The sequence below is a fragment of the Mesorhizobium sp. ORM8.1 genome, assembly GCF_053005525.2.
This window is the reverse complement of the sequence record NZ_CM132600.1, coordinates 3,732,676-3,758,734: the sequence shown is the minus strand read 5'-3', so window position 1 is coordinate 3,758,734 and position 26,059 is coordinate 3,732,676. Positions and strand designations below refer to the sequence as shown.

General features: G+C 64.4%; 20 protein-coding genes and 1 pseudogene. 7 read left to right on the top strand and 14 right to left on the bottom strand.

All coding sequences use genetic code 11. The features are described from left to right. Positions 1-74: 74 nt before the first annotated feature. From accD to ACVDG8_RS18770, 3 genes are all read left to right on the top strand, one after another. Entirely contained in the window at positions 75-1,001 is a 927-nt protein-coding gene (gene accD, locus ACVDG8_RS18780; RefSeq protein WP_447256015.1) for an acetyl-CoA carboxylase, carboxyltransferase subunit beta, read from the top strand. A 175-nt stretch (positions 1,002-1,176) separates the two neighbouring features. Continuing rightward, on the top strand, positions 1,177-2,502 hold the full coding sequence (locus ACVDG8_RS18775) for a bifunctional folylpolyglutamate synthase/dihydrofolate synthase (protein ID WP_447256014.1): 1,326 nt from the start codon (positions 1,177-1,179) through the stop codon (positions 2,500-2,502). Between the two features lie 134 nt (positions 2,503-2,636). Continuing rightward, positions 2,637-3,056: a VOC family protein gene (locus tag ACVDG8_RS18770; protein WP_447256013.1), complete on the top strand. Its 420-nt coding sequence runs from the start codon at positions 2,637-2,639 to the stop codon at positions 3,054-3,056. 17 nt (positions 3,057-3,073) lie between these two features. Here the strand turns inward: ACVDG8_RS18770 and ACVDG8_RS18765 are convergent, their stop codons facing one another. From ACVDG8_RS18765 to ACVDG8_RS18705, 13 genes and pseudogenes are all read right to left on the bottom strand, one after another. Continuing rightward, positions 3,074-3,355, bottom strand: coding sequence for a cupin domain-containing protein (locus ACVDG8_RS18765; protein WP_447256012.1), 282 nt, complete (start codon positions 3,353-3,355; stop codon positions 3,074-3,076). 129 nt (positions 3,356-3,484) lie between these two features. Then, complete coding sequence (gene trxA, locus ACVDG8_RS18760) at positions 3,485-3,808, bottom strand: thioredoxin (protein ID WP_447256011.1); 324 nt, start codon at positions 3,806-3,808, stop codon at positions 3,485-3,487. A 74-nt stretch (positions 3,809-3,882) separates the two neighbouring features. Further along, positions 3,883-7,431, bottom strand: a complete 3,549-nt coding sequence (gene addA / locus ACVDG8_RS18755; RefSeq protein ID WP_455707161.1) for a double-strand break repair helicase AddA — start codon at positions 7,429-7,431, stop codon at positions 3,883-3,885. Further along, positions 7,389-10,507 (bottom strand): annotated as a pseudogene (gene addB, locus ACVDG8_RS18750) (double-strand break repair protein AddB). Before addB ends, addA begins: the two are co-directional and overlap by 43 nt. Before the next feature lie 59 nt (positions 10,508-10,566). After that, positions 10,567-11,328 carry a nucleotidyltransferase family protein gene (locus ACVDG8_RS18745; RefSeq protein WP_447256008.1) on the bottom strand — a complete coding sequence of 254 codons (762 nt, stop codon included), beginning with the start codon at positions 11,326-11,328 and terminating at the stop codon, positions 10,567-10,569. Then, positions 11,325-12,836: a tRNA (adenosine(37)-N6)-threonylcarbamoyltransferase complex ATPase subunit type 1 TsaE gene (tsaE, locus tag ACVDG8_RS18740; RefSeq protein ID WP_447256007.1), complete on the bottom strand. Its 1,512-nt coding sequence runs from the start codon at positions 12,834-12,836 to the stop codon at positions 11,325-11,327. Before tsaE ends, ACVDG8_RS18745 begins: the two co-directional genes overlap by 4 nt. 8 nt (positions 12,837-12,844) lie before the next feature. Next, a complete protein-coding gene (locus tag ACVDG8_RS18735; protein ID WP_447256006.1) occupies positions 12,845-15,430 on the bottom strand; it encodes an ATP-binding protein in 2,586 nt (861 codons plus the stop codon). Between the two features lie 189 nt (positions 15,431-15,619). Next, positions 15,620-17,020, bottom strand: a complete 1,401-nt coding sequence (ahcY, locus tag ACVDG8_RS18730; RefSeq protein ID WP_447256005.1) for an adenosylhomocysteinase — start codon at positions 17,018-17,020, stop codon at positions 15,620-15,622. A 264-nt stretch (positions 17,021-17,284) separates the two neighbouring features. Further along, the gene (locus ACVDG8_RS18725) at positions 17,285-17,575 is read right to left on the bottom strand and encodes an HPr family phosphocarrier protein (protein ID WP_455707160.1); all 291 of its coding nucleotides are present in this window, start codon (positions 17,573-17,575) and stop codon (positions 17,285-17,287) included. After that, positions 17,572-17,973 carry a PTS sugar transporter subunit IIA gene (locus ACVDG8_RS18720; protein ID WP_371008602.1) on the bottom strand — a complete coding sequence of 134 codons (402 nt, stop codon included), beginning with the start codon at positions 17,971-17,973 and terminating at the stop codon, positions 17,572-17,574. Before ACVDG8_RS18720 ends, ACVDG8_RS18725 begins: the two co-directional genes overlap by 4 nt. A 164-nt stretch (positions 17,974-18,137) precedes the next feature. Next, a complete protein-coding gene (locus ACVDG8_RS18715) occupies positions 18,138-18,593 on the bottom strand; it encodes an HPr kinase/phosphorylase (RefSeq protein ID WP_447256003.1) in 456 nt (151 codons plus the stop codon). A gap of 12 nt (positions 18,594-18,605) precedes the next feature. Beyond that, on the bottom strand, positions 18,606-20,390 hold the full coding sequence (locus ACVDG8_RS18710) for a stimulus-sensing domain-containing protein (RefSeq protein WP_447256002.1): 1,785 nt from the start codon (positions 20,388-20,390) through the stop codon (positions 18,606-18,608). Between the two features lie 72 nt (positions 20,391-20,462). Beyond that, positions 20,463-21,164: a response regulator transcription factor gene (locus ACVDG8_RS18705; RefSeq protein WP_006201274.1), complete on the bottom strand. Its 702-nt coding sequence runs from the start codon at positions 21,162-21,164 to the stop codon at positions 20,463-20,465. A gap of 341 nt (positions 21,165-21,505) precedes the next feature. Between ACVDG8_RS18705 and ACVDG8_RS18700 the strand changes: the two genes are divergently transcribed. The 4 genes from ACVDG8_RS18700 (at position 21,506) to ACVDG8_RS18685 (ending at position 25,022) form a co-directional block, all read left to right on the top strand. Next, positions 21,506-23,116 (top strand): phosphoenolpyruvate carboxykinase, encoded by a 1,611-nt coding sequence (locus tag ACVDG8_RS18700; protein WP_447256001.1) that lies wholly within the window; start codon positions 21,506-21,508, stop codon positions 23,114-23,116. Between the two features lie 84 nt (positions 23,117-23,200). After that, complete coding sequence (gene arfB, locus ACVDG8_RS18695; protein WP_447256000.1) at positions 23,201-23,638, top strand: alternative ribosome rescue aminoacyl-tRNA hydrolase ArfB; 438 nt, start codon at positions 23,201-23,203, stop codon at positions 23,636-23,638. Between the two features lie 178 nt (positions 23,639-23,816). Beyond that, the gene (gene lysM / locus ACVDG8_RS18690) at positions 23,817-24,287 is read left to right on the top strand and encodes a peptidoglycan-binding protein LysM (protein WP_447255999.1); all 471 of its coding nucleotides are present in this window, start codon (positions 23,817-23,819) and stop codon (positions 24,285-24,287) included. 111 nt (positions 24,288-24,398) lie between these two features. Continuing rightward, entirely contained in the window at positions 24,399-25,022 is a 624-nt protein-coding gene (locus ACVDG8_RS18685) for an alpha-ketoglutarate-dependent dioxygenase AlkB family protein (RefSeq protein ID WP_447255998.1), read from the top strand. Positions 25,023-25,041: 19 nt separating this feature from the next. Here ACVDG8_RS18685 and coaA read toward each other — a convergent pair whose 3' ends face one another. After that, entirely contained in the window at positions 25,042-26,001 is a 960-nt protein-coding gene (coaA, locus tag ACVDG8_RS18680) for a type I pantothenate kinase (RefSeq protein WP_447255997.1), read from the bottom strand. Positions 26,002-26,059: the final 58 nt, after the last annotated feature.

Genomic DNA, 26,059 nt, shown 5'->3' with positions numbered 1-26,059 from the left:
CAATTCCAGCCGGAAAACCGCCACAGACTTTTCCTGAATTGCTTGAAGTCTCTTCCAGGACAGGAGCCGAAGCCATGAACTGGATCACCAATTACGTCCGCCCGAAGATCAATTCGATGCTCGGCCGGCGCGCCGACATGCCGGAAAACCTCTGGATCAAGGATCCCGAGACCGGCGAGATGATCTTCCACAAGGATCTCGAATCCAACCAGTTCGTCATCCCGGCCTCCGGCCACCACATGAAGATCTCGGCCAAGGAGCGGTTGAGATATTTCCTCGACGACGGCAAATATGAGCAGCTCGAAAACCCCAAGGTCGTCCAGGATCCGCTGAAGTTCCGCGACGAGAAGCGCTACACCGACCGCCTGAAGGACGCCAAGGCCAAGACGGGCCTCGAGGACGCCATCGTCAATGCCCTCGGCACCATCGACGGCCTGCCGGTCGTCGTCACCGTGCAGGATTTCGCCTTCATGGGCGGCTCGCTCGGCATGGCAGCGGGCGACGCCATCGTGCACGCCTTCGAGGTCGCGCTGCAGCGCAAGCGGCCGCTGATCCTGTTTGCCGCTTCCGGCGGCGCCCGCATGCAGGAAGGCATTCTCTCGCTGATGCAGCTGCCGCGCACCACGATCGGCGTCGACCGGCTGAAGGAAGCCGGCTTGCCTTACATCGTCGTGCTGACCAACCCGACGACCGGCGGCGTCACTGCGTCCTACGCCATGCTGGGCGACGTCCACATCGCCGAGCCCGGCGCGCTGATCGGTTTTGCCGGTCCGCGCGTCATCGAGCAGACCATCCGCGAAAAACTGCCCGACGGCTTCCAGCGCGCCGAATATCTGATGGAACACGGCATGGTCGACATGGTCGTCTCGCGTCTTGAGCTGCGCCAGACCATCGCACGGCTGTTGAAGATGCTGCTCAAGCTGCCGGAAGCCGAGAAGCCGCTCGAACCGGAAATCCTGCCGCAGGTCGTCGCCAGCGCGGAAACGCGGCCGCACGCCTGACGCGACATCCCTGGTCGCGGCCGTTATTGCACTTGGTCCTGTGTGCTGTAGCCTCTGATTTGCGCATGGGCTTTTCCGAGACCGATTCCCGGTTTCGGGTGATGCCCCAATGCAGTTCCAGAAAGCGCGAAGCGGTTCTCCGTCGGGAATTGCGTTCAAACAAAAAGATTTCGTCATGACAACGCTCGCCGCCGATCGTGAAATCGAACATCTGATGACGCTGCATCCGAAAGGTTTCGACCTTTCGCTGGATCGCATCACGCGGTTGCTCGAGCGCCTCGGCAACCCGCAGGACCGGTTGCCGCCGGTCATGCATATCGCCGGCACCAACGGCAAGGGTTCCTGCGCGGCCTTTTCGCGGGCATTGCTCGAGGCCGCCGGTCACCTTGTCCATGTCCACACCTCGCCGCATCTGGTGAACTGGCATGAGCGCTATCGCCTTGCAGCCGATGGCGGCGGCCGGCTGGTCGACGATGATGTCTTCGCCGAAGCCATCAGCCGCGTCGCCGAGGCCAATGGCGGCCAGAAGATTACCGTTTTTGAAATCCTCACCGCCGTCACCTTCATCCTGTTTTCCGAGCATCCGGCGGAAGCCGCGATCATCGAGGTCGGCCTCGGCGGTCGCTTCGACGCCACCAATGTCATTTCCCGGCCGGCGGTCTCGGTGATCATGCCGGTGTCGATGGATCACGAGGCCTATCTTGGCGACCGCGTCGAGCTGATCGCCGCCGAGAAGGCCGGCATCATGAAGCGCGGCTGCCCGGTGGTGATTGGCGCCCAGGAGAGCGAAACGGCGCTGCAGGTGCTGATCGACACCGCCGAGCGGCTGGATTGCCCGACCGTCGTCTACGGCCAGGATTTCCTCGCCTTTGAGGAAAACGGCCGCATGGTCTATCAGGACCAGGACGGTTTGATGGACCTGCCGCCGCCGCGCCTGCCCGGACGTCACCAGTTCGCCAATGCCGCCGCGGCGATCGCCGCCGTCAAGGCAGCGGGCTTCGAGATCGGCAACCGCGCCGCCGAAAAGGCCATGGCTACTGTCGCCTGGCCGGCGCGCATGCAGAAGCTGACCCAGGGCAAGCTTGTCGACCTGGCGCCGAAGGGCGCCGAGATCTGGCTGGACGGCGGTCACAATCCGGGCGCCGGCATCGTCATCGCCGAGGCGCTGGCCGAGCAGGAGGAAAAGAACCCAAGGCCGCTGATCCTGATCTCCGGCATGATCAACACCAAGGACCAGACCGGCTATTTCAGGGCCTTCAAAGGCCTTGCCCGGCATGTCTATACGGTGCCGGTCGGCAACAGCGAGTCCGGCGTGCCCAATGACGAGCTGGCGTTGCGCGCCGCGGAGGCCGGCCTGTCGGCCGAGCCGGTCAGCTCGGTCGCCAATGCGTTGATGCTTTTGCGCGACTCATGGGACGGCCCGGCGCCGCGCATCCTGATCGGCGGCTCGCTCTATTTCGCCGGCGCGGTGCTGGCCGAAAACGGCACGCCGCCAACCTGAGCACCTTAGAGCGGTTCACCGTTTCACGGAAACGGCGATGCGCTCTATCTCTTTGTTTTTGACGCAATTCCGGACGGAAAACCGCTACACACTTTTCCTGGAATTGCTCTAGACCGCGCCGCGAGGAGCCAGACATGATCAAGGTCAAGCAGCTTGCCCATGTCTGCATCTTCGCGCGGGACCTTGAAGCGACACGCGGCTTCTACCGCGATGTGCTCGGTCTGGACACGCGGTTCAATTTCCTGCGCGACGGCAGGATCTTCGGCTTCTATCTCCATTGCGGCGGACGCAGCCATGTCGAGGTGTTCGAGAAGGCTGAGGCCAGCTATGGCGAGCGCAACCAGATCAATCACTTTTGCCTGGAGGTGGAGGATATCGAGGCGGCCGTCGCCCATATCCGGTCGAAGGGCGTTGCGGTTACCGCGAAGAAGCTCGCCTGCGACGACACCTGGCAGGCCTGGACCACGGACCCCAACGGCGTGAAGATCGAGCTGTTCGAATACACCGCCAAAAGTGCGCAGTTCACCGGTGGCGATCGCGTTGCCGACTGGTGATGACTTCCAGTTGAGCGTTATTTCAGCTCGATCTCGATGAAAGCATATTCGCCGTCGTTGGCGTTGATGACGTCGTGCTCGACGCCTTCCTTGCGGAAATAGGGTGCGCCTTGCTTCATTTCCGCGAAGGATTCGCCATCCTTGGTCAGAAGCTTCACCTTGCCGTCCATCAGCGGCACGACGACATAGTCGTGGCCGTGACGGTGCCATCCGGTGTTGGCGCCGGGGGCGAAGCGGTATTCGGTGACGATGACGCGCTCATTGTCGACGTGAACTGTGGCCTTGGCTGTTCCGGTCATGGCGTTCTCCTTTTTTGTAGAAGAGGAGATGGAGAGCCGCAACGTCAGGGCCAGAGCGCCGTCAGCGATGGCGCCAAAGAAAAAGCCCGGCGCGATGGCCGGGCTCGTTCTTGAACTTTTTGGATTGGCTCAGGCGAGGTTGCCATTGATCCAGTGCGACAGGGCGGTCTTCGGCGCAGCACCCACCTTCATGTCGGCCAGCTCGCCGCCCTTGAAGATCATCAACGTCGGGATCGAGCGCACGCCAAACTGCGCGGCAAGCTCGGGATTCTCGTCGATGTTGAGCTTGGCGATCTTGACCTTGGCGCCCAACTCATTGGCGATTTCTTCCAGCGACGGGCCGATCATCTTGCACGGACCGCACCACTCCGCCCAGAAATCCACCACGACCGGCTCCTTGGCGTTGAGCACATCGGCCTGGAAGTTGCTCTTGTCGACCTTGACGGTGGCCATGCTGAAATCCTTTCGAAAACTCGGGTTGCACCAAATGTGGTGGTTCCGGTGGCGATCTTCAAGCAGTTCTTGTGTCACGCTCGTGTGAGTCGGGCAAGGGCGTCGTCCATGGCCGCCGCGGGCAATTCGATCAGGCGCGGCGCCTCGGTGAACAGCAGCGCCGCCGTCACCTCACGTCCCGGATAAAGCGGCTGGAGCAGGGCGCGATAGAGCGCCAGCTGCAGCATATAGGCCGGCGGTACCTCCGCCAGGTTCGCCGGTGCCGGCCGGTTGGTCTTGTAGTCGACGATCGATACTTTTTCCGGCGTGACCGCCAGCCGGTCGATCTTGCCGGAGATCGAGCGCAGCCTGCCCTTGACCTCGAGGCTGCCCATGACCGCGACCTCCGCGCGGGATGAAGGCGAAAACAGTGTATCAAAGCGGCTGTCGGAAAGGATTGAAAGCACGGCCGCTCGCGCCTTGTCGCGCTCTCGCTCCGGCCAGTCGGCGCCCGCGCGCGCCAGATAGCGCTCCGCCGCGCCCTGCCTTTCCTCTTCTGCGACGCCGGGCAGCATCTGCAGCAGCTTGTGCAGGGCCAGTCCGCGTATCACCGCAAAGCCGGGCTCGGCCTCGGTGTCGAGAACCGGAGAGCGCGTATCCGGCATTGCCTCGTTCGCTTCGTCGATCAGCGCCGAGGCGCCGGACGGCGATAGCGGCCTTGGCAGTTCCTCATCAGGCGGCAGCGGCCGGAACAGGCCGTCCGGCAGGGGCAGTGAGTGCTCGATCGGGCTCTCCGCCGCGCCCGCCGCAAGCGCCACCGGCGGCAGCTTCGTCATATGGAAGCGATGCACGCCTATGTCGGCCGTCGCCGGGTGCCGGCGTTCCGTGCTTTCCGGTGCACCGCTTAGCGCGCGGCTGACGATCGAATGCCAGGTACCGGTGCTCGGCTGCCGCTTGCCATGATAGCCGCAGACGATCAGCCGGTCCTCGGCGCGCGTCATGCCGACATAGAGCAGCCGCCGGTATTCGTCGTCGGCAAGCTCGCGTGCCCGGATCGAGGCCGTCCGCGAAACGTCATTGGCAACATCGCTGGCCGAGCGCCACAGATAGCCCTTGCCCCGCCACTGGGCGCCGGAGCTTTCAAACGGCATCAGCCGTGGCAGATGCTGGTCGCTGAACGGCGCCGAACCACCATCGACCAGGAAGACCACGGGCGCCTCCAGGCCCTTGGCGGCATGCACGGTCATCACCCGCACCTCGTCGCGCGTCTGGTCCATCTCTCGCTTGATCTCGGGACCGGCATTCTCCAGCGTCGACAGGAAGGATTCCAGCCCCGGCAGCCCGGTGCGCTCCTCGGCAAGGCAGAAGCTCAGGAATTCGTCGAGGATGTCGCCCGCTTCCGGCCCGAGCCGCGCCGTCATCTTGCGGCGCAATCCATCGCGCGCCAGCAGCCCGGCATAGAACTCGAACACCGGTTTGAAGGCGGCCTCGTTCGTCCAAGCGTCGAGCCGGCCAACGACGGCGACCAAGGCCTCGTCTCCAGCCGCATGTTGGTGGAGCGAGGCGATCAGCGACAGGCCTTTCGGCCGCGCGCCGGCGAGCGCCAGCAGCGTCTCTTCGGAGACGTCGAAGATCGGGCTGCGCAACACGGCGGCGAGCGAAAGGTCGTCTTCCGGCTGGATCAGGAAATGGCCAAGCGCGATCAGGTCTTGCACGGCGATATGGCCGGGCAGGCTCAGCCTGTCGGCGCCCGCAACCGGGATCTGCCGGTTCTTGAGGCTGCGCGACAGCGCATGGACGAAACGGTCACGCTTGCGCACCAGGACGAGAATGTCGCCGGCTGTCAGCCTGCGGCCTTTGCCTTCGATGACCTCGCCATTGCGCAGCCAGTTCTGGATGGTCGTCGCGACATGTTCGGCCACGCGCACGGCGGGCGCGCTGGCGTGGTTGACCGGCAAGGTCCAGTCATCCGGCTCCTCGACCGCATCAGTGCCGACCGAAGGCCACACTTCGACATAGCCAGGCGCGTCATTGCGGATCGCCTTGTGGCTGAGCGGATCGGGATCGTGACTGATGCCGCGTCGCACCCCAGGCTCGGCGAAGACGCGGTCGACGGCGGCAAGCACATCGTCGCTCGACCGGAACGACCAGGTGAGCTTGAGATTGGCGAAGGGCGCCTCCGCGTCGCGCACGCGCCCGGCAAACAACAGCCGGCTGTCGGCAAAGGAATCGGGCGCCGCGCCTTGGAAGGAGTAGATCGACTGTTTCTCGTCGCCGACGGCAAACACCGTGCGCCTGACCGCCTCGCGCTGGCCAAGCCCGACAAAGAATTCCTCGGTCAGCTTCTTCACCACTTCCCACTGGTCGGGGCTGGTGTCCTGCGCCTCGTCGAGCAGGATGTGGTCGATGCCCTGGTCGAGCTTGTATTGCACCCACGGCCCGGCATCCGGCCGCGACAGCAGGCTGACCGTGCGGGTGATGAGATCGTTGAAGTCGAGGAAGCCGCGCCCACGCTTCAACTGCTCGTAGCGCGTGATCAGCCATCCGGCGACGGTGAGGGCCGCAGTCGTGCCTTCGATCATGCGAAACAGCGCCAGCCGCTCCGAGACGTCGAGGATCGCTTTGGCTGCAGTCAGATAGCGCTCGGGTAAGTCAGGCAGCCGGTCGACCAGCGCCTTCTTGAAGATTTTCGGGGGATCGTACGGGTCGCCGTCAGCCTTGAGAAAGGCTTTGGCAAGCAAGCGCAGCCGCCGAATGGGATCGAGTTCGGCAAAGGCGTTTTGCGCGTAAGGCAGAACATTGTTCAAAACCGTGCGTGCATCGGTAGCATCCGCGGCGCGGGCAAATTCCGCGTACTGGCCTGGCGAAAAACCCGGCAGCGGCCAGGTCGAGGCCGCGATGTCATCGGCAGTCTGTCCAGGCCGGAAGCCGAACTCGGCGAACAGCGGCCGGAAATCCTGTCCCTTGCCCAGCCTGGCGATGAAGTCGCGCAGTTCGTCTCGCTTGCGCACGATCTCGGCAAGCAGCGTGTCGAGGCCGAACTCGCCGCCGCGCTCCAGCACGATTGCGAAGGCTTCCGCCAACCCCGCGACACCGGCGCCGGCGCCCGAAATGTCGCGGCGGGCATCGCCGAACAGCGAGGCCTCCATCTGCGGGTCGAGCATTTCGAAATGCGCCGGGATGTTGGCTTCGAGCGGGAACTGGTGCAGCACCGATTCGCAGAAGGCATGGATGGTCTGGATTTTCAGGCCGCCCGGCGTTTCCAGCGCTTCCGCAAACAGCCGTCGCGCGCGCCGCATCGTATAGCGGTCGGCACCTCGCCCATCGAGTGCCGCGATCCGCCCGCCAAGCTCCGCATCGGGCAACGTCGTCCATTCCGACAAGGTCGAAAACACGCGGTTCGACATGTTGGCGGCGGCCGCGCGCGTATAGGTCAGGCACAGGATCTTCGACGGGTCGGTGCCATTGAGCAGCAGCCGGATGACGCGCTGCGCCAGCACATGCGTCTTGCCCGAGCCGGCATTGGCCGAGACCCAGGCCGAGTTCCGCGGGTCGGAGGCGCGCGCCTGGCTGACGGCGGTATCGGAGGGTATCGGATATTTCACCCGTCCACCTCGTCCTCGCTGGCGCCGCCGGCCGACCATTCCAGCACGCGCGCCAGATGGTCGTAGTCGCCATCGGCGTCGCCCTCGCGGAACGGCAGCGCCCGCGACAGATAGCCGGTTGTCGGGTCGGCATAGTGGAACAGCAGCCGCTCCAGCCGCGCCCAGGCTTCCTCCGACAGATCGTTGGCGGTACGGGGCTTGCGGTTGTATTCGAGGATCGATTCCTCGAACACCTCGCCATTCGGCTTCAGCCGCACGAAGGCCAGCTGCGAGGGCTCGCGGATGCCGAGTTCCTTGAAGGCGCCGCGCCTGAGCAAAGCGCCTTCGAGCGCCAACTGCGGCGACAGCAGCGTATGCGCCTGCGCCTTGGAAGGCGAGGAGCCGGTCTTGTAGTCGAGGATATCGGCCATGCCGCCGGCCAGCAGATCGACGCGATCGGCATAGCCGGACAGCGTCACGCCAGTACGGCCGACGACGGTTTTTTCGGCGCGTTCCTCGGCATGGCGCCGGGCGACCGCGTCGGCGCGCGTATGCTCCCATTCGATGATGTTGCCAGCCAGCTTTTCGAAACGCGGCCACCACACCGCCTCGATATCGGGGGAAGTGCCGCGTCGGCAAAGCAGACCCGTCCGGCTTCGACAAGGGCGGCCAGCGCGCCTGGCGCGCGCGGGTCTTCCACCCGTCGCGAAAACAGATGCAGGATTTCATGGAACAGCGTGCCGCGCTCGGCAGCACCCGGATCGCGGATCAATTGCTCGAGCGGCGTCAGGCCGAGGATGCGCCGAGCGTAGATCGCATAGGGGTCGCGGCGCAGCGTTTCGATCTCGGTAACCGAGAAATGCTGCGGGCGCAGGCCGAGCGGCGGCTTCGGTTGCGGGCGCGCGGCAAAGTCCTTCTTCTCACCGGCATCGAGCGCGCGCGCCCAGCCAAGCAGCGTATCGCCGCGACGGCCGAGCATTGTGGCCTGCTCCGTGCCGATAAAGGTCAGAATGCGCTGCAGCCAGCGCGACGGCACCGCCGGCGCGTCGCCGGATCGCGCCGCGCGCGTCAGCACGACCTGCTTCGCGCCCATCGCCATCTGAAAATCATGCGCGGCAAGACCGATGCGCCGCTCCGGCGGTTCAAGGTCGATGCCGGTCTTCATCAGCCGCGACATGAAGCGGTCGCTCTCGGGCTTGCGGGGCCACACACCCTCGTTGAGGCCGCCGATGACCAGCGTGTCGACACTCTGCAGCCGGGCTTCGAGTGCGCCCCAGATGGCGATGTTGCGGTCGGTGCCTTGCGCCGGTTTCACCGTCTCCGGCGCGATCAGCGCCTCCATCACGTCAGGCCATTCGCTCGCGGGCAAGGTGAAAGGCGAGGACGCGGCCACCAGACCGCGCAACAGCTCGGCAAGCTTTTCGCCCGCGTCGCCCGCGTAAAGCGCCGTCACGCTGCCGTCGGCCGCGCGGCCCAGAGCCTCGAGCGCCCCGACACTGGCACGCGTCAGCGTCGCGATATCGACATTGTTCTCGACACGCATCGCCGTAAGCGCGGATAGCGCACCGGTAAGACGGCTAAGCATGTCCCGTGCCTGCTCGATCGAGCGTACGCTCAGCCGTGAAAACCAGAAGGGTTGACGGCTGTCGCCGCTTAGCCCGGCCAGCCGGGCCTCGAACAACTGATCGAGCGAGGCGATATCGGGCCGGCCGGTGCCGCCGCGCAGCGCCACCAGCTCGACGAGCTCAGCCGCCTTGCGGACAGTCTGGCGATCGAGACCGAGCCCAAGCAGAGGGTGCTTGAGCAGCGAGAGCAGTCCGACCGGATCGCCGGGCCGAAACGCGGCCTGCAGCGCCAGCCTGAGCAGGGCGGCCGCCGGCGTGTTGGCGAGCGGCGCGCCGCCGGAATCGTCCGCGACGACGCCGAAACGCAGGAGCTCGGCCGAGACCCGCCGCGCCAGCGCGCGGTCGCCGGTGACAAGTGCGGCTCGCTTGCCTGGGATTTCCGCGGCGCGCTTCAGCACGATGGCGATCGCGGCCGCCTCATCGCGCTCATTCGCCGCTTCCACCAGCGTCACACCGGCCAGCGCCTGCTCGATGTCGCCGGCCGAAAAACGCGACCGCGTCTGCGTCCACAACTCGGTCGTCTCAGCCGGCCGCAGCGCCTCGCCGACAAGTGCCGCGCGCAACGCAAGCGGCCTTGCCGCCTCGCCGATCTCTTCGACATCGCGGCGCGGAATGCCGATGCCGCCGATCAGCTTGGCGAGGCCGTATTGCGGGTGGCCGAGCGTCGCCGGACGAGCGCCGGGCGCGGAGATCGCGGCGAAGGAGGCATCGTCGAGCTCGCGGTCGAGGCCGGGCAGCACCACGGCGCCGTTGGGCAGGGCGGCTATGACACCCAGCAGTTCGGCGGTGGCGGGAATCGAGCCGGTCGAGCCGGCGGCGATCACCGGTCCCGTGGGCGGATTGCGCTTCAACCGCCCGGCTTCCAGGCGGATCAGCGCGCTGCGGTGCGCGGCCGGGTTGGAGCGGCTGCGCTCCTTGAGCAACTCCGGCCAGTTTTCGGTGACGATGCCGAGGAAATCGAGCGTCACCTGCCACCAGCCGGCGAGATTGCCGGTGACCAGTGTCGCGAGCTTCGCCCAATCCGTGCCTTCGGTCTCGATCTCGTCCATCAGCCGGGCAAGATCGCGCGCCAGCCAGATGGCGTCGGCGGCCGAGGTCGGCACCACGAATTCCTCGTTGAAGCGCTCCCGGACATGCGCCGGCAGGCTTTCTTTCCAGGCGCGCACCAGCGGCGCCAGCAACAGCAGTCGCTCCTGCGCGGCGATCGGTGGTGCAAGCTCGATAGCCGGTGCCGCCTCGGCATCGAAAGCCGTTTCATCCTCGTCGAACTCGCCAAGCGGCCGCACCGTCGGCAGGATGGCCGAGCGCCTGCCAAGCAGGTCGACGAAAACGCCGCGCAGGGCGCGCGCCGCGCGCCGGGTCGGCACATAGATGGTGGCGTCGGCCAGCCCCAGCGGGTCGCCGTCGAAGCGAAAGCCAGGGACCAGGCGGCCGTCCAGAAGCGCCCCGGCCAGCGTCGGCAGGAACGGCGCTCCGGATGGGATGGAAAAGACGCGGCCCGCGCCGCTCATATCGCATTAGATCGCCGTGCGCCCGTTTGGGCGCACAAAGGACGATCTAACCCTTGAATCTACGCATCGTGCTTTCCGAAAATCGAACCCGATTTTCGGGCCGATGCGGTAGCGAGGGCGCCGGCCACGGCCGCTTCAGCGGCGGGGATCGCGTCCGGTGTGCCGACGGTGATCCAGCGTCCATCCATCTTCATGCCGAACAGACGCCCAGTGGCAATCGCTCTGTCGAAATAGACGTTGAGCGAATGCGAGCCCGCCGAGGCATCCTTGAAGATACGCGGATGGATGATTGAAGCACCCGCATAGATCAAGCCGGCCGGATCGCCTTTCGAACGCCGCAGCGCGCCGTCCGGCGCGACCAGGAAGTCGGTGCCGACGCAGTGTCCGGTCGCTGAGTCGAGATCGGTAAGCATCAGCAGAATATCCATTCTGGCAGCGTCCCATGCAAGGGCAAGGCGTTCCAGGCTGGGCGCGCCGCTATCGATCCAGAAGGTGTCGGCGTTGATGATGTAGAAGGGCTCGTCGCCCAGAAGCGGCAGCGCCTTGACGATGCCGCCCGCCGATTCCAGCAAGGCCTCGCGCTCGTCGGAAATGACGATCTTCGGTGCTTTGCGGCCGGCGACATGGGCGATGATCTGCTCCGGCAGGTAATGGACGTTGACGATGGCCCTGGCGACGCCCGCAGCCTCCAGGCTGTCCAGCCCCCAGTCGAGCAAGGTCTTGCCGGCGATCCTCACCAGCGGCTTGGGCATGGTGTCGGTGATCGGCCGCATGCGCTTGCCAAGCCCGGCCGCCAGCACCATCGCTGTCGTCGGCTTCATGGCGCGCGTTCCTCGAGCAGCCCGTGGGCCATGTAGAAATCCTTCAGGCCGGCAAGCGCCGGATGCGCCAGCGCCCGCCTCAGATAGTCGCGGATGCGCGGCAGATGCTTCAGATAGTAGGGCTTGCCGTCGCGCTTTTCGAGCCGCACGAAAATGCCGAGGATCTTCGAATTGCGCTGCGCCGCCATGATCGCATAGGCCTCGGCGAAGCGTGCCTCGTCGAACGCGCCGGCGGCATGCCGCGCCGCGACATAGGCAGCGACGGTCCGCCGTTCGATGTCGGACGAGACCGTGACGCGCGCGTCCATCGCAAGCGAAGCGACGTCATAGGCGGCCGGGCCGATCAACGCGTCCTGCACGTCGACGATGCCGAGCCGGTCGAGGCCGGAGCGCTCGCCGCGCCAGATGATGTTGGGCGAATGGAAATCACGCAGCATCAGCGTGTATTCGCTGCCCGCGAGCCGGTCGAGCACCGCATTCCATTGCCTGTGACAGCCGGCGCGCAATTCGTCGCTTGCCGGTTTGCCGGTGATCATCGGCACATACCAGTCGACCAGGAGATCGGCTTCGATCAGCATCGCCTCGCGGTCGAAGGGCGGCACGTCGTGAAAAACGCCGGGCGCCGCCTCCATGTGTTCGGGCCAGGATTTGCCGTGCATCATGGCGAGCAGTTCGGCGGCCGCCGCGTAGCGTTCGGCGATTGGTTGCCCATCGCCGCCCAGAAACCCTTCCGAGCCGAGATGTTCGAGCAGCAGGAAACCCTGGTCGAGATCCTGCGCATGGATCACCGGCACGCTGACGCCGGCGGCAAGCAGCGCCCGGTCGATGGCGGCGAAAGCGGTGACGGACTGCGCCGTATGGGCAATCACCGCATAGGGCTTGCCGTCGCGCACCGGCGGCCCGAGCACCAGGCGTGGTGAGTTCATCAGCACGCTCGGGGCGTGACCGGCAATGGCGACGATCTCATAGGAGCGGGCCGACGCATCGCCGACAAAATGCCGGCGGCTGGCCTCGCCCCAGCCGGCGGCGGCCAGAAAGTCGCGCATGGCCAGCGACCGTGCAATACGATCGAATGCGGCTCCTTGCGCCGAAATCCTTGCAAGCCGACCGCCGCCTTGCTCGGAAAGGTCGACCCAAAGCGCGCCTTCGGGCAAGCGGTCCCCGGCGCGTTCGGGCCATTCGATGAGCGCGCCACCTTGCAACAGCGCATCGTCGAGGCCGAGTTCGTCGAGCTCGTCGGGCGAGGACAATCGATAGAGGTCAAAATGGCTGACCGGAATGCGGGTGTCGTAGCTCTGCACCAGCGTGAAAGTCGGGCTAGGCACTTCGAGGCCAGCGTCATCGGCCAGCGCGCGGATCAGGGCGCGCGCCAGCGTCGACTTGCCGGCGCCGAGATCGCCCTTGAGCGCAATCGCATCGCCGGCGCGCAACGCCATGGCCAGGTCTTCGCCAAGCCTTGCCGTCGCCGCCTCGTCGGCAAGAAAACGCTCCAGGGTCGTTCCGGTCATGCAGCCCGCTACTCGGCCGCGTCGCGGATGCCCGCCGGCGTATCGGGAATGCCCGAGGGTGTGTCGGGGAACGTGCAGATGACCGTCGTGCCTTGGTCCGTGCCGGTCTCGATCCGCACGCTGCCGCCATGCAGTTCGACGAAGCTCTTGACGATCGAAAGCCCCAGCCCGGCGCCGCGCCGGCGGCCGCCATTGGTGCGCGGCTCGAAGCGGCGGAACACGGATTCCAGCACGTCCGGAGGCATGCCGGGTCCGTCGTCATGGACCGCGAATTCGACGGCATTGGCGAGCCGGCGGCAGGTGAGCGTGATCGTGCTCGCCTCCGGCGCGTAGTTCGCCGCGTTGCTCAACAGATTATAGAGGATCTGCCGGACGCGGGTCTCGTCGCCGTGGAAGCTCTTCGGCGCTTCCGCCGCATCGATCTCGAGCTTGATCCGATGCTCGTCCAATCGGTCGGCGACCAGTTCGGCTGCCGCGGCGATGGTCCGGTCGACGCTCATTTCGGAAATGTCGAGCTGCATGATGCCGGCATCGACCGTCGCCAAATCGAGGATGTCGTTGACGATGGTGAGCAGCACCGAGGATGACGAGCCGACATGTTCGACATATTCGCGCTGCTTCGGGCTCAGCGGGCCGGTCGCAGGCAGCGACAACAGCTCGGTGAAGCCGATAATGTTCGTCAGCGGCGAGCGCAGCTCATAGGAGACATGCTGCACGAATTCGTTCTTGAGCTGGTCGGATTTCTCCAGCGCCTCGTTCCTGTCCTTCAGTGCCCGCTCGACATTGACGGTATCGGTGATGTCGACGAAGGTGATCATAACCTGCCCGTTGGGCAGGTGGATCACCGCATAGCTCAGCACGTTGCCGTTCATCAATTCGGTCTGGCCGCGGCGGTCGCGGCGTTCGTCGTCGAAGCCGGTTACGGCGGCGACGAAGCCGCCCCACGGGCTGTCCGCGGCGCGCTGGTCGCAGAGGTCGCGGATGACCGAGACATGGACGTTCTGCTTGACGATTTCGACCGTCAGCCCCCACAGCGTGACGAAGGCTGGATTGGACAGGCGCAGTTTGCCGTCCGGGCCGAACACGACCACGCCCTCGGCAAGATTGTCCAGCGTCTCGCCCTGGACGCGCACGGCGGTCTGGTAGCGGCTTTCGAGATCCATCTTCTCGGTCAGGTTCTCGAAAACCCAGGTGACGCCGCCCTTGGGCTGCGGGTTTGCCACCACGCGGATCGTCTTGCGATCCGGCAGGTGCCACCAGTGTTCCTGCGGTTCGACGGCGCGATAGGCCTCGAGCAGGGTTTCCTTCCAGCGGCGCCATTCCGGCTGTTCGGCGATCTTGCCTTCGCTGCGCAACCGGTCGAGCAGCAATGTATTGGAGGGCGCGCTGAGCAGGAAGCCGCTGTCGAGGTTCCACAGTTTCTGGAACGCCTGGTTGAAGAAGCGCAGCTTCTCGTCGGTGTCGAAGATCGCCACCGCCGTGTTCAATTGGTCGAGCGTGTCGGCATGGCTTCGCACTGTACGCTCATATTCGGCGCGGATCGTCTCGGTCGCGCTGGTGTCGCTGGCCAGCCCGGCGGAGCCGTCGGCGCCGGCGAAATCGGTGACCACGAACATGCGGCGGTCACCTTCGATAACGGTGGAAAGCGTCTGTTCGAAGACGGCGCGCGACCTGTGCTGCTCGGCGATCTGCTCGCGCGCCTGGCCACCGAGGAACTCCTTGGCTTCGCGCACGGCCGTCGCCGCGTTTTCCGCTTCCACGGCTTCAGCATAGGCGCGGTTGACCCATTGCAGCCGTCCATCCGCCGCGCGCAGCCATGCCGGCATCTTGAGTGCATCGAGCAGGCCGAGCATTGTCTCGTAATCGGCGCCGAGCCGCTGGTTCTCGATCTTCAGCCTGGCCTGGCTGCGCAGCGTCTCCGACAGCGAGATGAAGCGGACCAGCACATGCGCGGCGCTCTTGCGACCATGCACTTCGAGCGGCATGCCGGCCTGTGTTTCGATGACAAGGTCGAAGGCCTTCGCCTGCTCGCGCAAGGCGGCGATCGCATGTTCCAACGCCGCCGCAGAGCGTGGCATCAGCCAGCGGCCGAACGCCAGGAAAGCGGACCTGTCGTCGGGCGCGCCGCTTTCAAGCGGCAGGCTGCCGATCAGTTCCGGTTTCTTGTTGTCGGCTGTCCAGACGACCACGCGCTGGTCGCGCAGGTTGAGCAGGGCTTCGGAGCGCTGCAGCGCCGCGTTGACGTCGGCTATGCGGGCCCTGAGCTGCAAATTCTGCGAGGCGGTGCGCGCGCGCTCGCGGATCAGGAAGATGGCCGAGACAAGCGCCGCGCCCATGACGCCGACGAACACGGCGAGCTGCATGACTTCGACGGTGCTGACCGCCGGCGCCGCCTTTTGGGCGATGCCGGTTTCGGCATGCGCCGCGAAGGCCAGCAGCGGGCCGGCAAGCGCGGACGTCGCAACAAGCAAGCCTGTGCGACCACCGGCGCGCCATCGAAGACCGCCGCCTCTCGCCGCGGAGCCGGCCGTGGTCGAATCTTTATGGCCGCCGGAAACGGCCTTTCCCGCGCTTGGCGGGTAATCGCCCGGCATGTCTTGGTCCTCTTCGCCGCCTGAATGCAAGACCGCCCTGAATGCGTCCCCGGTCCTTGATGTCCCCGGACCGCGAATCACAACAATAACGCTTGCCGGAATCGGCGTGAAGAATCATTCGGCGCAAAAATAAAGCCGGGCGCAATGTCAACGCCCGGCTTCAATATGTTGTGGATATTTGAGGTTTGGTTAATAGCGGTAGTGTTCGGGCTTGTACGGACCCTGTGGCGTCACGCCAATATAGGAGGCCTGCTCGCCCGACAGCTCGGTCAACTTGGCGCCAAGCTTGTCGAGATGCAGCCGCGCAACCTTCTCATCGAGGTGCTTGGGCAGCACGTAGACCTGGTTCTCGTACTGGCCGGGCTTGGTGTAGAGCTCGATCTGCGCCAGCACCTGATTGGTGAACGAGGCCGACATGACGAAGCTCGGATGCCCGGTGGCGTTGCCGAGGTTGAGCAGGCGGCCTTCCGACAAAAGGATCATCCGCTTGCCGTCCGGGAAGGTGATCATGTCGACCTGCGGCTTGACGTTGATCCACTTGAGATTGCGCAGCGACGCCACCTGGATCTCGTTGTCGAAGTGGCCGATGTTGCCGACGATCACCATGTCCTTCATCGAGCGCATGTGGTCGAGGGTGACGACATCCTTGTTGCCGGTGGTGGTGATGACGATGTCGGCCGTGGGGGCTGCGTCTTCCAGCGTGACGACCTCAAAACCGTCCATCGCCGCCTGCAGCGCGCAGATCGGGTCGACCTCGGTGACCTTGACGCGGGCGCCGGCGCCCTTGAGCGAAGCCGACGAGCCCTTGCCGACGTCGCCATAGCCGCAAACGACCGCGACTTTGCCGGCCATCATGGTGTCGGTGCCGCGGCGGATGCCGTCGACCAGCGATTCCTTGCAGCCATACTTGTTGTCGAACTTCGACTTGGTGACGGAATCGTTGACGTTGATCGCCGGGAACGGCAGCAGGCCCTTCTTCTGCAGCTGGTAGAGGCGGTTGACGCCGGTGGTCGTCTCCTCGGTGACGCCGCGGATCGCTTCCTTCTGCTTGGTGAAGAAGCCGGGCGAAGCCTTCAGGCGCTTCTTGACCTGGGCGTAGAAGTACTCTTCTTCCTCGCTCTGCGGGTTGGACAGAACATCCTCGCCGGCCTCGGCGCGGGCGCCGATCAAAATGTACATGGTGGCGTCGCCGCCATCGTCGAGGATCATGTTGGAAAGGCCGCCATCGGCCCACTGGAAGATCTGGTCGGTGTAGTTCCAGTAGTCCTCGAGGTTCTCGCCCTTGATGGCGAACACGGGAATGCCGGCTTCGGCGATGGCCGCCGCCGCATGGTCCTGCGTCGAGAAGATGTTGCAGGATGCCCAGCGAATGTCGGCGCCCAGCACCTTCAGCGTCTCGATCAGCACCGCCGTCTGGATCGTCATGTGCAGCGAACCGGTGATGCGCGCGCCCTTGAGCGGCTTCTTGTCGCCGAATTCCTCGCGGCAGGCCATCAGGCCCGGCATTTCGGTTTCGGCGATCTCGATTTCCTTGCGGCCCCAGCCGGCAAGCGAGATGTCGGCGACCACATAGTCCTTGCTACCCGTCATGGCAGTGCTCCGGTGTGATTTGTCTCAAAAGCGCGCCGGCGCCGGGGTGGCGCATGGAAGGGCGCGAATTGCCGGCCTGACTAGCAGATCGGCCGCCAGACGACAATGGGATATAAAGAAATCTTTATGCGCGCATGTCTTCTGGAGGTGCATGTCGCCCAAAAGTGTGCAGCGGTTTTGGGATCACGACATGCACAAGCAAAAAGCCTGTCGCCCAAAAGTGCGCAGCGGTTTTGGGATTACGACATGCACCAAACAAAAAATTTAGATTTCCTCGCCGAAGCGCGAGGCGACCAGCTGCTCCAGCGCGTCCATTGCCTGGACGGCTTCCGGACCGGTGGCCATGACACGGATCGAGTAGCCGGGGCTCGCCGCCAGCATCATCAATCCCATGATCGAGGTGCCGCCGACTTTCACGCCGTCTTTCTCGACATGGATGGTGGCGTTGAAACCGCTGGCGACCTGGACGAACTTGGCCGAGGCGCGCGCATGCAGGCCGCGCTGATTGACGATCGGGAACTCCCGCACGATCTTGTCCTTCGCGGTGGCAGTCATTTGCTGCTCAGGAGCTGGCTGGCAACGTTGATGTATTTGCGGCCCGCCGCCTGCGCCTCGTCGAGCGCCGCGGCCATGTTGTCGCCCTTGCGGACCGACGACAGCTTGATCAGCATCGGCAGGTTCATGCCGGCAATGACTTCGGTGCGGCCGGATTCCATCACCGATATGGCAAGATTGGACGGCGTGCCGCCGAACATGTCGGTCAGCACGATGACACCGGTTCCGGTGTCGACACGCGCAACCGCGTCGACAATGTCGGCCCGACGCTGCTCCATGTCGTCGTCGGCGCCGATCGCCACGGTTTCGAAGTTGTCTTGCGGCCCGACGACATGCTCTACGGCATGCCGGAACTCGGTGGCGAGTTGACCGTGCGTCACGAGCACGAGTCCGATCATTCTCTGGTGGCTCCCGTCATCGCCGCTTCACAGGCGTATCTTATGTTCGCCAGCCATTCCAGGCGGCGGGAGCGCTATCTTGTCGACGCGCGGCCGGTTGACAAGCCCAAAATTGCGGCGGCTTGGGCCATTTTGACGCATCGCAGCAAAAAATCCGGACCGGATCATGAAAAAGGCGCGATGGAAAACCGCGCCATGAGCATCGGCAGCGCGGCGGCGACATTTTGCCGGACCGCATCGATGCTGGGCAGCCGGCAGCCGGCGATCGTCTCGAAGGATTCGTCCTGCAGGCGCGCCATCCGGGTGGGTTCGACAAGCCGCACGACCAGATCGACCACACCGTACCGTTCGAACGCCAGCGGTCGCGGTCCGATGCCGCGCACCTCGACGAGGCCGGCGATTGTTCCAGGCGCTTCGCACACCAGCCGGCCGTCATAAGCGGTTGCAAACAGCTGATCGTCGGCAATCAGCCGGGAAAACTGGCCGCGCGCGCGGCAATGATCGATCAGCGCCAGCGCCAAAGTCGTCTTGCCCGAACCCGATGGCCCGGTGATCAGCACGCCGCGATCGCCGATCAGCAGCGCCGTGCCATGGATATTCAGGGGCTTTGCGGCTGGCATGTCTGTAATGGATCAGCCCTCGGCCGGCAGCGTCACCACGAAACGCGCGCCCTTGATTTCGCCGGGCTTGGTGCCGGGGATGTTCTCGGCCGTCAGCGTGCCGCCATGCGCCTCGACGATCTGGCGGCTGATCGACAGCCCAAGGCCCGAATTCTGACCGAACGCCTCGCCGGCCGGCCGGTCGGTGTAGAAGCGCTCGAAGATGCGGTCGATCTTCTCGGCCCGGATGCCCGGCCCGTTGTCGTCGACGGTGACGATGTTGAACTTGCCTGCGCGGGCCAATGAGATCGCTATGTGGCCATGGTCATCGGGCACGAAGGAGCGTGCATTCTCGATCAGGTTGGTGATGACCTGCCCGATGCGCAGATCGTGCCCGACGACAAAAAAGCCTTTGCTGCTTGCCGAAAGCTTGGCCGCCTTGAACTCGATCTCCACCGCTTTCTTGTTGCGCGTGGCCTCGCCCGATACGGCGACTAGGTCGGTGATGAACTTCTTCAGGTCGACGGTCCCGGCGTCATCGCGCGCCAGCTCGGCATCGAGCCTGGAGGCGTCGGAGATGTCGGTGATCAGCCGGTCGAGCCGCCTCACGTCATGCTGGATGATTTCCATCAGACGCGCGCGAGACGTGTCATTTTTCGCTAGTGGCAGCGTCTCCACCGCGCTGCGCAACGAGGTCAGCGGGTTCTTCAACTCGTGCGAGACGTCGGCCGCGAAGCTTTCGATCGCCTCGATTCTCGCGTAGAGCGCATTCGTCATGTCGCGCACGGCGATCGACAAATTGCCGATCTCGTCCTGGCGGTCGGAGAAATCCGGGATTTCCTCGCGGCTCTTGACGCCGCGCCGCACCCTGACGGCGGCGGCGGAAAGCCGACGCAGCGGATTGGCGATGGTCGACGCCAGCAGCATCGACAGGATGGCGGTAACCAAAGCCGCGACACCGAACACGCGCAGGATCGCCTTGCGCTCGGCTGCGACGATCTTGTCGATGTCGCCGCCTTCGGTGGACAGCATCAAGACGCCGAGCACGGCGCGGAAGCGCTGGATCGGCACCGCGACGGAGACGATCTGCTCGCCCTGCTCGCTGACCCGCACGATGGTCGACGGGCTGCCGGTCAGCGCCTTGACCACTTCAGGGAAGGCCGCGCCATTGCCGCCGGGCTGCTCGTGATAGACGGGCAGGTCCTTGTTGCGGAAGAAGTCGAAGATGAATTTCTCGACCCGTTCCACGAGGTCGGGCTGCTCGTCCTCGACCGGCGGCAGGTCGTAGCGCAGGATCTGGCCGCGCGAATAGAGATGGCGCGAATCGAGCAGCAGGTTCGCGTCGCGGTCATAGATGCGGGCACGCGTGCGCGTCGGCGAAATCAGGCGCCGCAGCACCGGCGCGACGCGCTCCGGATTGATCGGGAAGTCGAGATTGTCGAGCTGGTCGGAGCCCGGTCCAAGGCTTTCGCCGGCCTGCAGCTCGAGCAGCTTTTCCGGATCGATGCTGATCGAATCGGTCTCGACCGTCGCCGAAGCGGCGATCGCACCGGCAATGATCTCGCCCTGCGTCATCAGGCTTTCGACGCGCGCGTCGATCAGCCCATCGCGAAAAGTGTTGAGATAAAGGATGCCGGTGACCAGCACAGCGAGGCCAGCCATGTTGAGGAACAGGATGCGCCGCGTCAGGCTGGAGAAGATGTGATGGCCGAGAAACCGGCGCATCGGCACCGTGATCCTCGACACGAAGGCGGGCATGATCCGCGACGGGCGCCTTGCCGCGCCCGCTCGCCTGCTTCGTTCTACTTCCACTGCCATCGACTAGCAGCTCCCGGTCCGTTCCCGTGCATGTCGTCGCCCCTATGCACTGTTGGGGCGATCTGGATCAACTCATGCTTCGCGGAACCGGTAGCCGACTCCGTAAAGGGTTTCGATCATCTCGAAGTCGTCGTCGACGGCCTTGAACTTCTTGCGCAGCCGCTTGATGTGGCTGTCGATGGTGCGGTCGTCGACATAGACCTGTTCATCATAGGCCGAATCCATCAGCGCATCACGGCTTTTTACCACGCCGGGGCGCTGCGCCAACGAATGCAGGATGAGGAATTCCGTCACCGTCAGCGTCACCGGCTCGCCCTTCCAGGTGCAGGTGTGGCGCTCCTGGTCCATCACCAGCTGGCCGCGTTCGAGCGAGCGGGCTTGCTGGCTGGGCGCCTTGGCGGCGGCCTCGCGGGCGCTGGTGCGGCGCAGCACGGCGCGCACGCGCTCGACCAGCAAACGCTGCGAGAACGGTTTGCGGATGAAATCGTCGGCGCCCATCTTGAGGCCGAATAGCTCGTCGATCTCGTCGTCCTTGGAGGTCAGGAAGATCACCGGCAGGTCGGACTTCTGTCGCATCCGGCGCAACAGCTCCATGCCGTCCATGCGCGGCATCTTGATGTCGAGGATGGCAAGGTTCGGCGGCCGCGCCGCGAGGCCTTCCAGCGCCGAGGCGCCATCCGTATAGGTTTCGACGCGGTAGCCCTCGGATTCGAGCGCGATCGACACCGAAGTCAGAATATTGCGGTCGTCGTCGACAAGCGCGATTGTTGCCATTTCAAGCGGCTCCCTCATGAGCTGTCCCTTCTGTCGTCGAGAAGGGGCTTTTGCAGGACAAATTGGGTACAAAATGTGGCATAGGCCCCGTCCGAAGTCACGGACCGCCTGCCGCTACACACCATCGCACCCGACTCGGGATTGGACGAACCAACCCTGCCAATCCTTTGGGCAACCTCTGTGATTTTTTGCACATATAAACGATTTAAACAACTTTCAAATTTTTTAAATCGATTAAAGATTTGATATCATTCGGCTTTTCTGGTTCTGAACCGGACAGCCCCTTCGCGGGTGCCGGGAAATCCCGGTCGAGATGCGGCCAAATCCAGAGAGGAAATTTGATGTCGGAAGCCGGCAAACGCAACCCCGACTGCGCAATTGACGCGATCGGCCTGAAAACCACAGGCGCGGTTCGCTACAATTTCGGCGCCGCCGAACTCTATGAGGAAGCGATCCGGCGCGGCGAAGCAAGGCTGACGGCGCATGGCGCGCTGGTCGCCGAAACCGGCCAGCACACCGGCCGCTCGCCGAAGGACAAGTTCGTCGTGCGCGACGAAGGCACCGAACGCCACGTCTGGTGGGACAACAACAAGGCGATCTCGCCGGCTCAGTTCGAGACGCTGCTGGCGGATTTCAAGGCCCATGCGGCCGACAAGGATCTCTATGTGCAGGATCTCGTCGGCGGCGCCGACGCCGATCTTCGGCTGCCGACGCGCGTCGTCGCCGAATTCGCCTGGCATTCGCTGTTCATCCGTAACCTTCTGATCCGCCCGCAAGCAGCCGAGCTCGAGCATTTCGTGCCGGAAATGACGATCGTCGACCTGCCGTCCTTCCGCGCCGATCCCGCCCGCCACGGCACCCGCACCGAAACCGTGATCGCCGTCGACCTGATCCGCAAAATAGTGCTGATCGGCGGCACGTCCTATGCCGGCGAAATGAAGAAGTCGGTGTTCACGATGCTGAACTACCTGTTGCCGGCAAAGGCTGTGATGCCGATGCATTGCTCCGCCAATGAGGGTCCTGCCGGGGATGCCGCGGTCTTCTTTGGCCTGTCCGGCACCGGCAAGACGACGTTGTCCGCGGATCCATCGCGCACGCTGATCGGCGACGATGAGCATGGCTGGGGTCCGCACGGCATCTTCAACTTCGAAGGCGGCTGCTACGCCAAGACGATCCGGCTTTCGGCCGAAGCGGAGCCGGAGATATTCGCCACCACGCAGCGCTTCGGCACCGTGCTGGAGAACGTCGTGCTCGACGCCGGCCGCACGCCGGATTTCAACGACGGCAGCCTGACCGAGAACACGCGCTGCGCCTATCCGCTGGACTTCATCCCCAACGCCTCGCGGACCGGTCGCGCCGGCCATCCGAAGAACATCATCATGTTGACGGCCGACGCCTTCGGCGTGATGCCGCCGATCGCCAGGTTGACGCCGGCGCAGGCCATGTATCATTTCCTTTCAGGCTACACGGCGAAGGTCGCCGGCACCGAAAAGGGTGTCACCGAGCCCGAGGCGACTTTCTCGACCTGCTTCGGCGCGCCCTTCATGCCGCGTCATCCCTCCGAATACGGCAATCTGCTGCGAGAGCTGATCGCCGAGCACAAGGTCGACTGCTGGCTGGTCAACACCGGCTGGACCGGTGGCGCCTATGGCACTGGACGCCGGATGCCGATCAAGGTGACGCGCGCTTTGCTGAGCTCTGCGCTCGACGGCTCCCTGAACAGCGCCGAATTCCGCACCGATGCCAATTTCGGCTTCGAGGTGCCGGTAGCCGTTCCAGGCGTCGACAGCGCCATTCTCGATCCGCGCTCGACCTGGGCCGACAAGGCCGGCTATGACCGCCAGGCCGCGAAACTGGTCAACATGTTCGCCACCAATTTCGAGAAGTTCGAGGCGCATGTCGACGCGGCCATCATGGGCGCCGCGCCGCGCCTGCAGGAAGCGGCCGAATAGCGGCCGCTACCGAAGCTCCTTCCTCCAGAGGCCCGGCTCGCGCTGGGCCTTTTCTTTTTGCCACTGTCGCGTCATGAGTGCTGAATGCCCAGCGACGACGACATCATCATATCAGGCGAAGCAATTATCCGCCCCGGCGACCTGCATGAGGATTTCATCCGCTCGTCAGGCCCAGGCGGCCAGAACGTCAACAAGGTCGCAACAGCAGTGCAACTGCGTTTCGACGCGGCAAACGCAGACGGCCTGTCCGAGCGTGTGCGGGCGCGCGCCCTGAAACTTGCCGGCCAGCGCGCCACCAAGGACGGCGTCATCGTCATCGAGGCCGGGCGCTTCCGCACGCAGGAGCAGAACCGGGCCGATGCGCGGGCGCGGCTGACGGCCCTGGTCGCCAAGGCGGCCGAACCGCCGCCGCCGCCGCGCAAGAAAACCAGGCCTTCCAAGGGCGCTGTGGAGCGTCGCCTCAAGACCAAGGCCGGACGCTCGACCGTGAAGAAGTTACGCGGCCGGGTCGACAATGATTGAAATCAGTCCGCAAAACCGCTTTCGTGCATAGTCATACGAAAACAAAGCGTTAGAACGGCCTAGCGGGGCTGCCGAAGGCCTCTTCGTCTCCAGCCGTCGGCGAAGCGCCATCGACGGCTTCCAATTCAGGGTTGCAGGTGGCAAGCTCAGCCTCCCTGCAACAGCGAGGAGACCAGCAATGGGTATGTTCGATTTCGTCAAGGGCGTCGGAAAGAAGCTCGGTATCGGTGGCGATGATGCGCCGCCAACCGCCGATACGCTGAAGAGGGAGCTCGATTCGCACAAGCTGGGGACCGACGGCGTCGACGTCGTCGTCCAAGGCGACACCGCGGTGCTGAAGGGCACCGTCAAGGATCAATCGATCTTCGAGAAGGCGGTGATTGCCGTCGGCAACACGCTCGGCGTCTCCAAAGTCCAGGCCGACGAACTGCAAGTCGCGCCCCAGGCCGGTCAGGCGGCCGCGCCGGCCAAGGAGCCGACATTCTACACGGTACAGAAGGGCGACAACCTCTGGAAGATCGCCGAAAAGAGCTATGGCAAGGGCCAGGGCGCCAAGAACAATATCATCTTCGAGGCCAACCGGCCGATGCTGACGCATCCCGACAAGATCTATCCAGGCCAGGTCCTACGCATTCCTGCCATCACCTGACTGGCGCCCAATCTGAACTGGCAATTGACTTGCACAGGAGCGGCGGCTTTCGGGTCGCCGTTTTCTTTGGCAATGGCATGCTGATGCCAGGCTGACTTAAAGAGAGAACCGATGCTCGTTCTGCCCAAAGGCGTTCGCCACATGCCGGGCTATATCTCGCGCCCCGCCCAGGAAGCGCTGGTCGAGGAGATCAGGCGCGTCGTGCAGGCGGCGCCGCTCTATGTGCCTTCCATGCCGCGCACCGGCAAGGAGATGAGCGTGCGCATGACCAATTGCGGCACGCTTGGCTGGGTGACCGACAAGGAGCGCGGCTACCGCTATCAGCCAACGCATCCCACGACGGGCGAGCCCTGGCCGCCGATCCCCGAAGCGTTGCTGGATCTGTGGCGCGCGGTTTCGGCCTATCCGCATCCGCCGGAAGCCTGCCTCGTCAACTTCTACGCGGCGGATGCCAAAATGGGCCTGCACCAGGACCGCGATGAGCAGGAATTCGCCGCCCCCGTCGTGTCGGTGTCGCTGGGCGACGACTGCCTGTTTCGTGTCGGCCAGAACACGCGCGACGGCGGCACGAAATCGTTCCGGTTGAAGAGCGGCGACGTCGTCGTGCTTGGCGGCGAGGGGCGCCTGAGCTTCCACGGCGTCGATCGCATCTATCCCGCGACGTCGGCGCTCCTGAAGAACGGCGGGCGCATCAACCTGACGCTGCGTCGGGTGACGGTGCCGCAGCCATCCTGAAGCCCTTGACGGTCGCTCGTCACAGTTTCCTGAGCGCCACTTCCTCGACCAGATGGTTGGCGCCCTTGCGCAGGATGAGGTCGGCGCGCGCCCTGGTCGGCAGGATGTTCTCGCGCAGATTCTTCAGATTGATGTTGGCCCACAGCCCCTCGGCGATGGCCCGCGCGGCATCTTCCGAAAGCTGCGAATAGCGGTGGAAGAAGGAGTCCGGATTGCGGAAGGCGGTCTCGCGCAACCGCATGAAGCGGGCAATATACCAGTGGTGGATCAGCTTTTCGTCGGCATCGATATAGATGGCGAAGTCGAAGAAGTCCGACAGGAACGGCACGATCTTGCCGTCCCTCGGCAGCTTGCCCGGCTGCAGCACGTTGATGCCCTCGAAGATCAGGATGTCGGGACGGTCGATGGTGACGAACTCGCCCGGAATGACGTCGTAGGTCAGGTGTGAATAGACCGGCGCCGTGACGCTGCTTTGCGCCGACTTCATGCCGGACAGGAACCTCAGCAGCGCGCCGACGTCGTAGCTTTCGGGAAAGCCCTTGCGCTCCATCAGGTTCTCGCGGCGCAGGATCTCGTTAGGCAGCAGGAAACCGTCGGTGGTGATGAGATCGACTTTCGGGCTCGACGGCCAGCGCGCAAGAAGCTCCTTCAGCACGCGCGCCGTGGTCGACTTGCCGACCGCGACCGAACCGGCAATGCCGATGATGAAGGGCGTCTTGACCACATCCTGCGCGTTGAAAAACGCCTGCCGCTGCCGAAACAGCAATTGGCTTGCCTCGACATGGGCCGAAAGCAGCCGCGACAGCGACAGGTAGATGCGCTTGACCTCTTCGAGATCGACCGGGTCGTTGAGCGAGCGCAGCCGGTTGATCTCGTCCTCGGTCAGCGTCAGCGGCGTGTCGGCGCGGAAGTTCGACCACTGCTCGGCCGAGAAGAAACGATAAGGGGAATATTTCTCGGTCGGAGCGAGCTGATCCATCGCTTTACCTGCCCTCCTAGAGCATGATGCCGAAAAATGTGGAGCGGTTTTCGGGCGA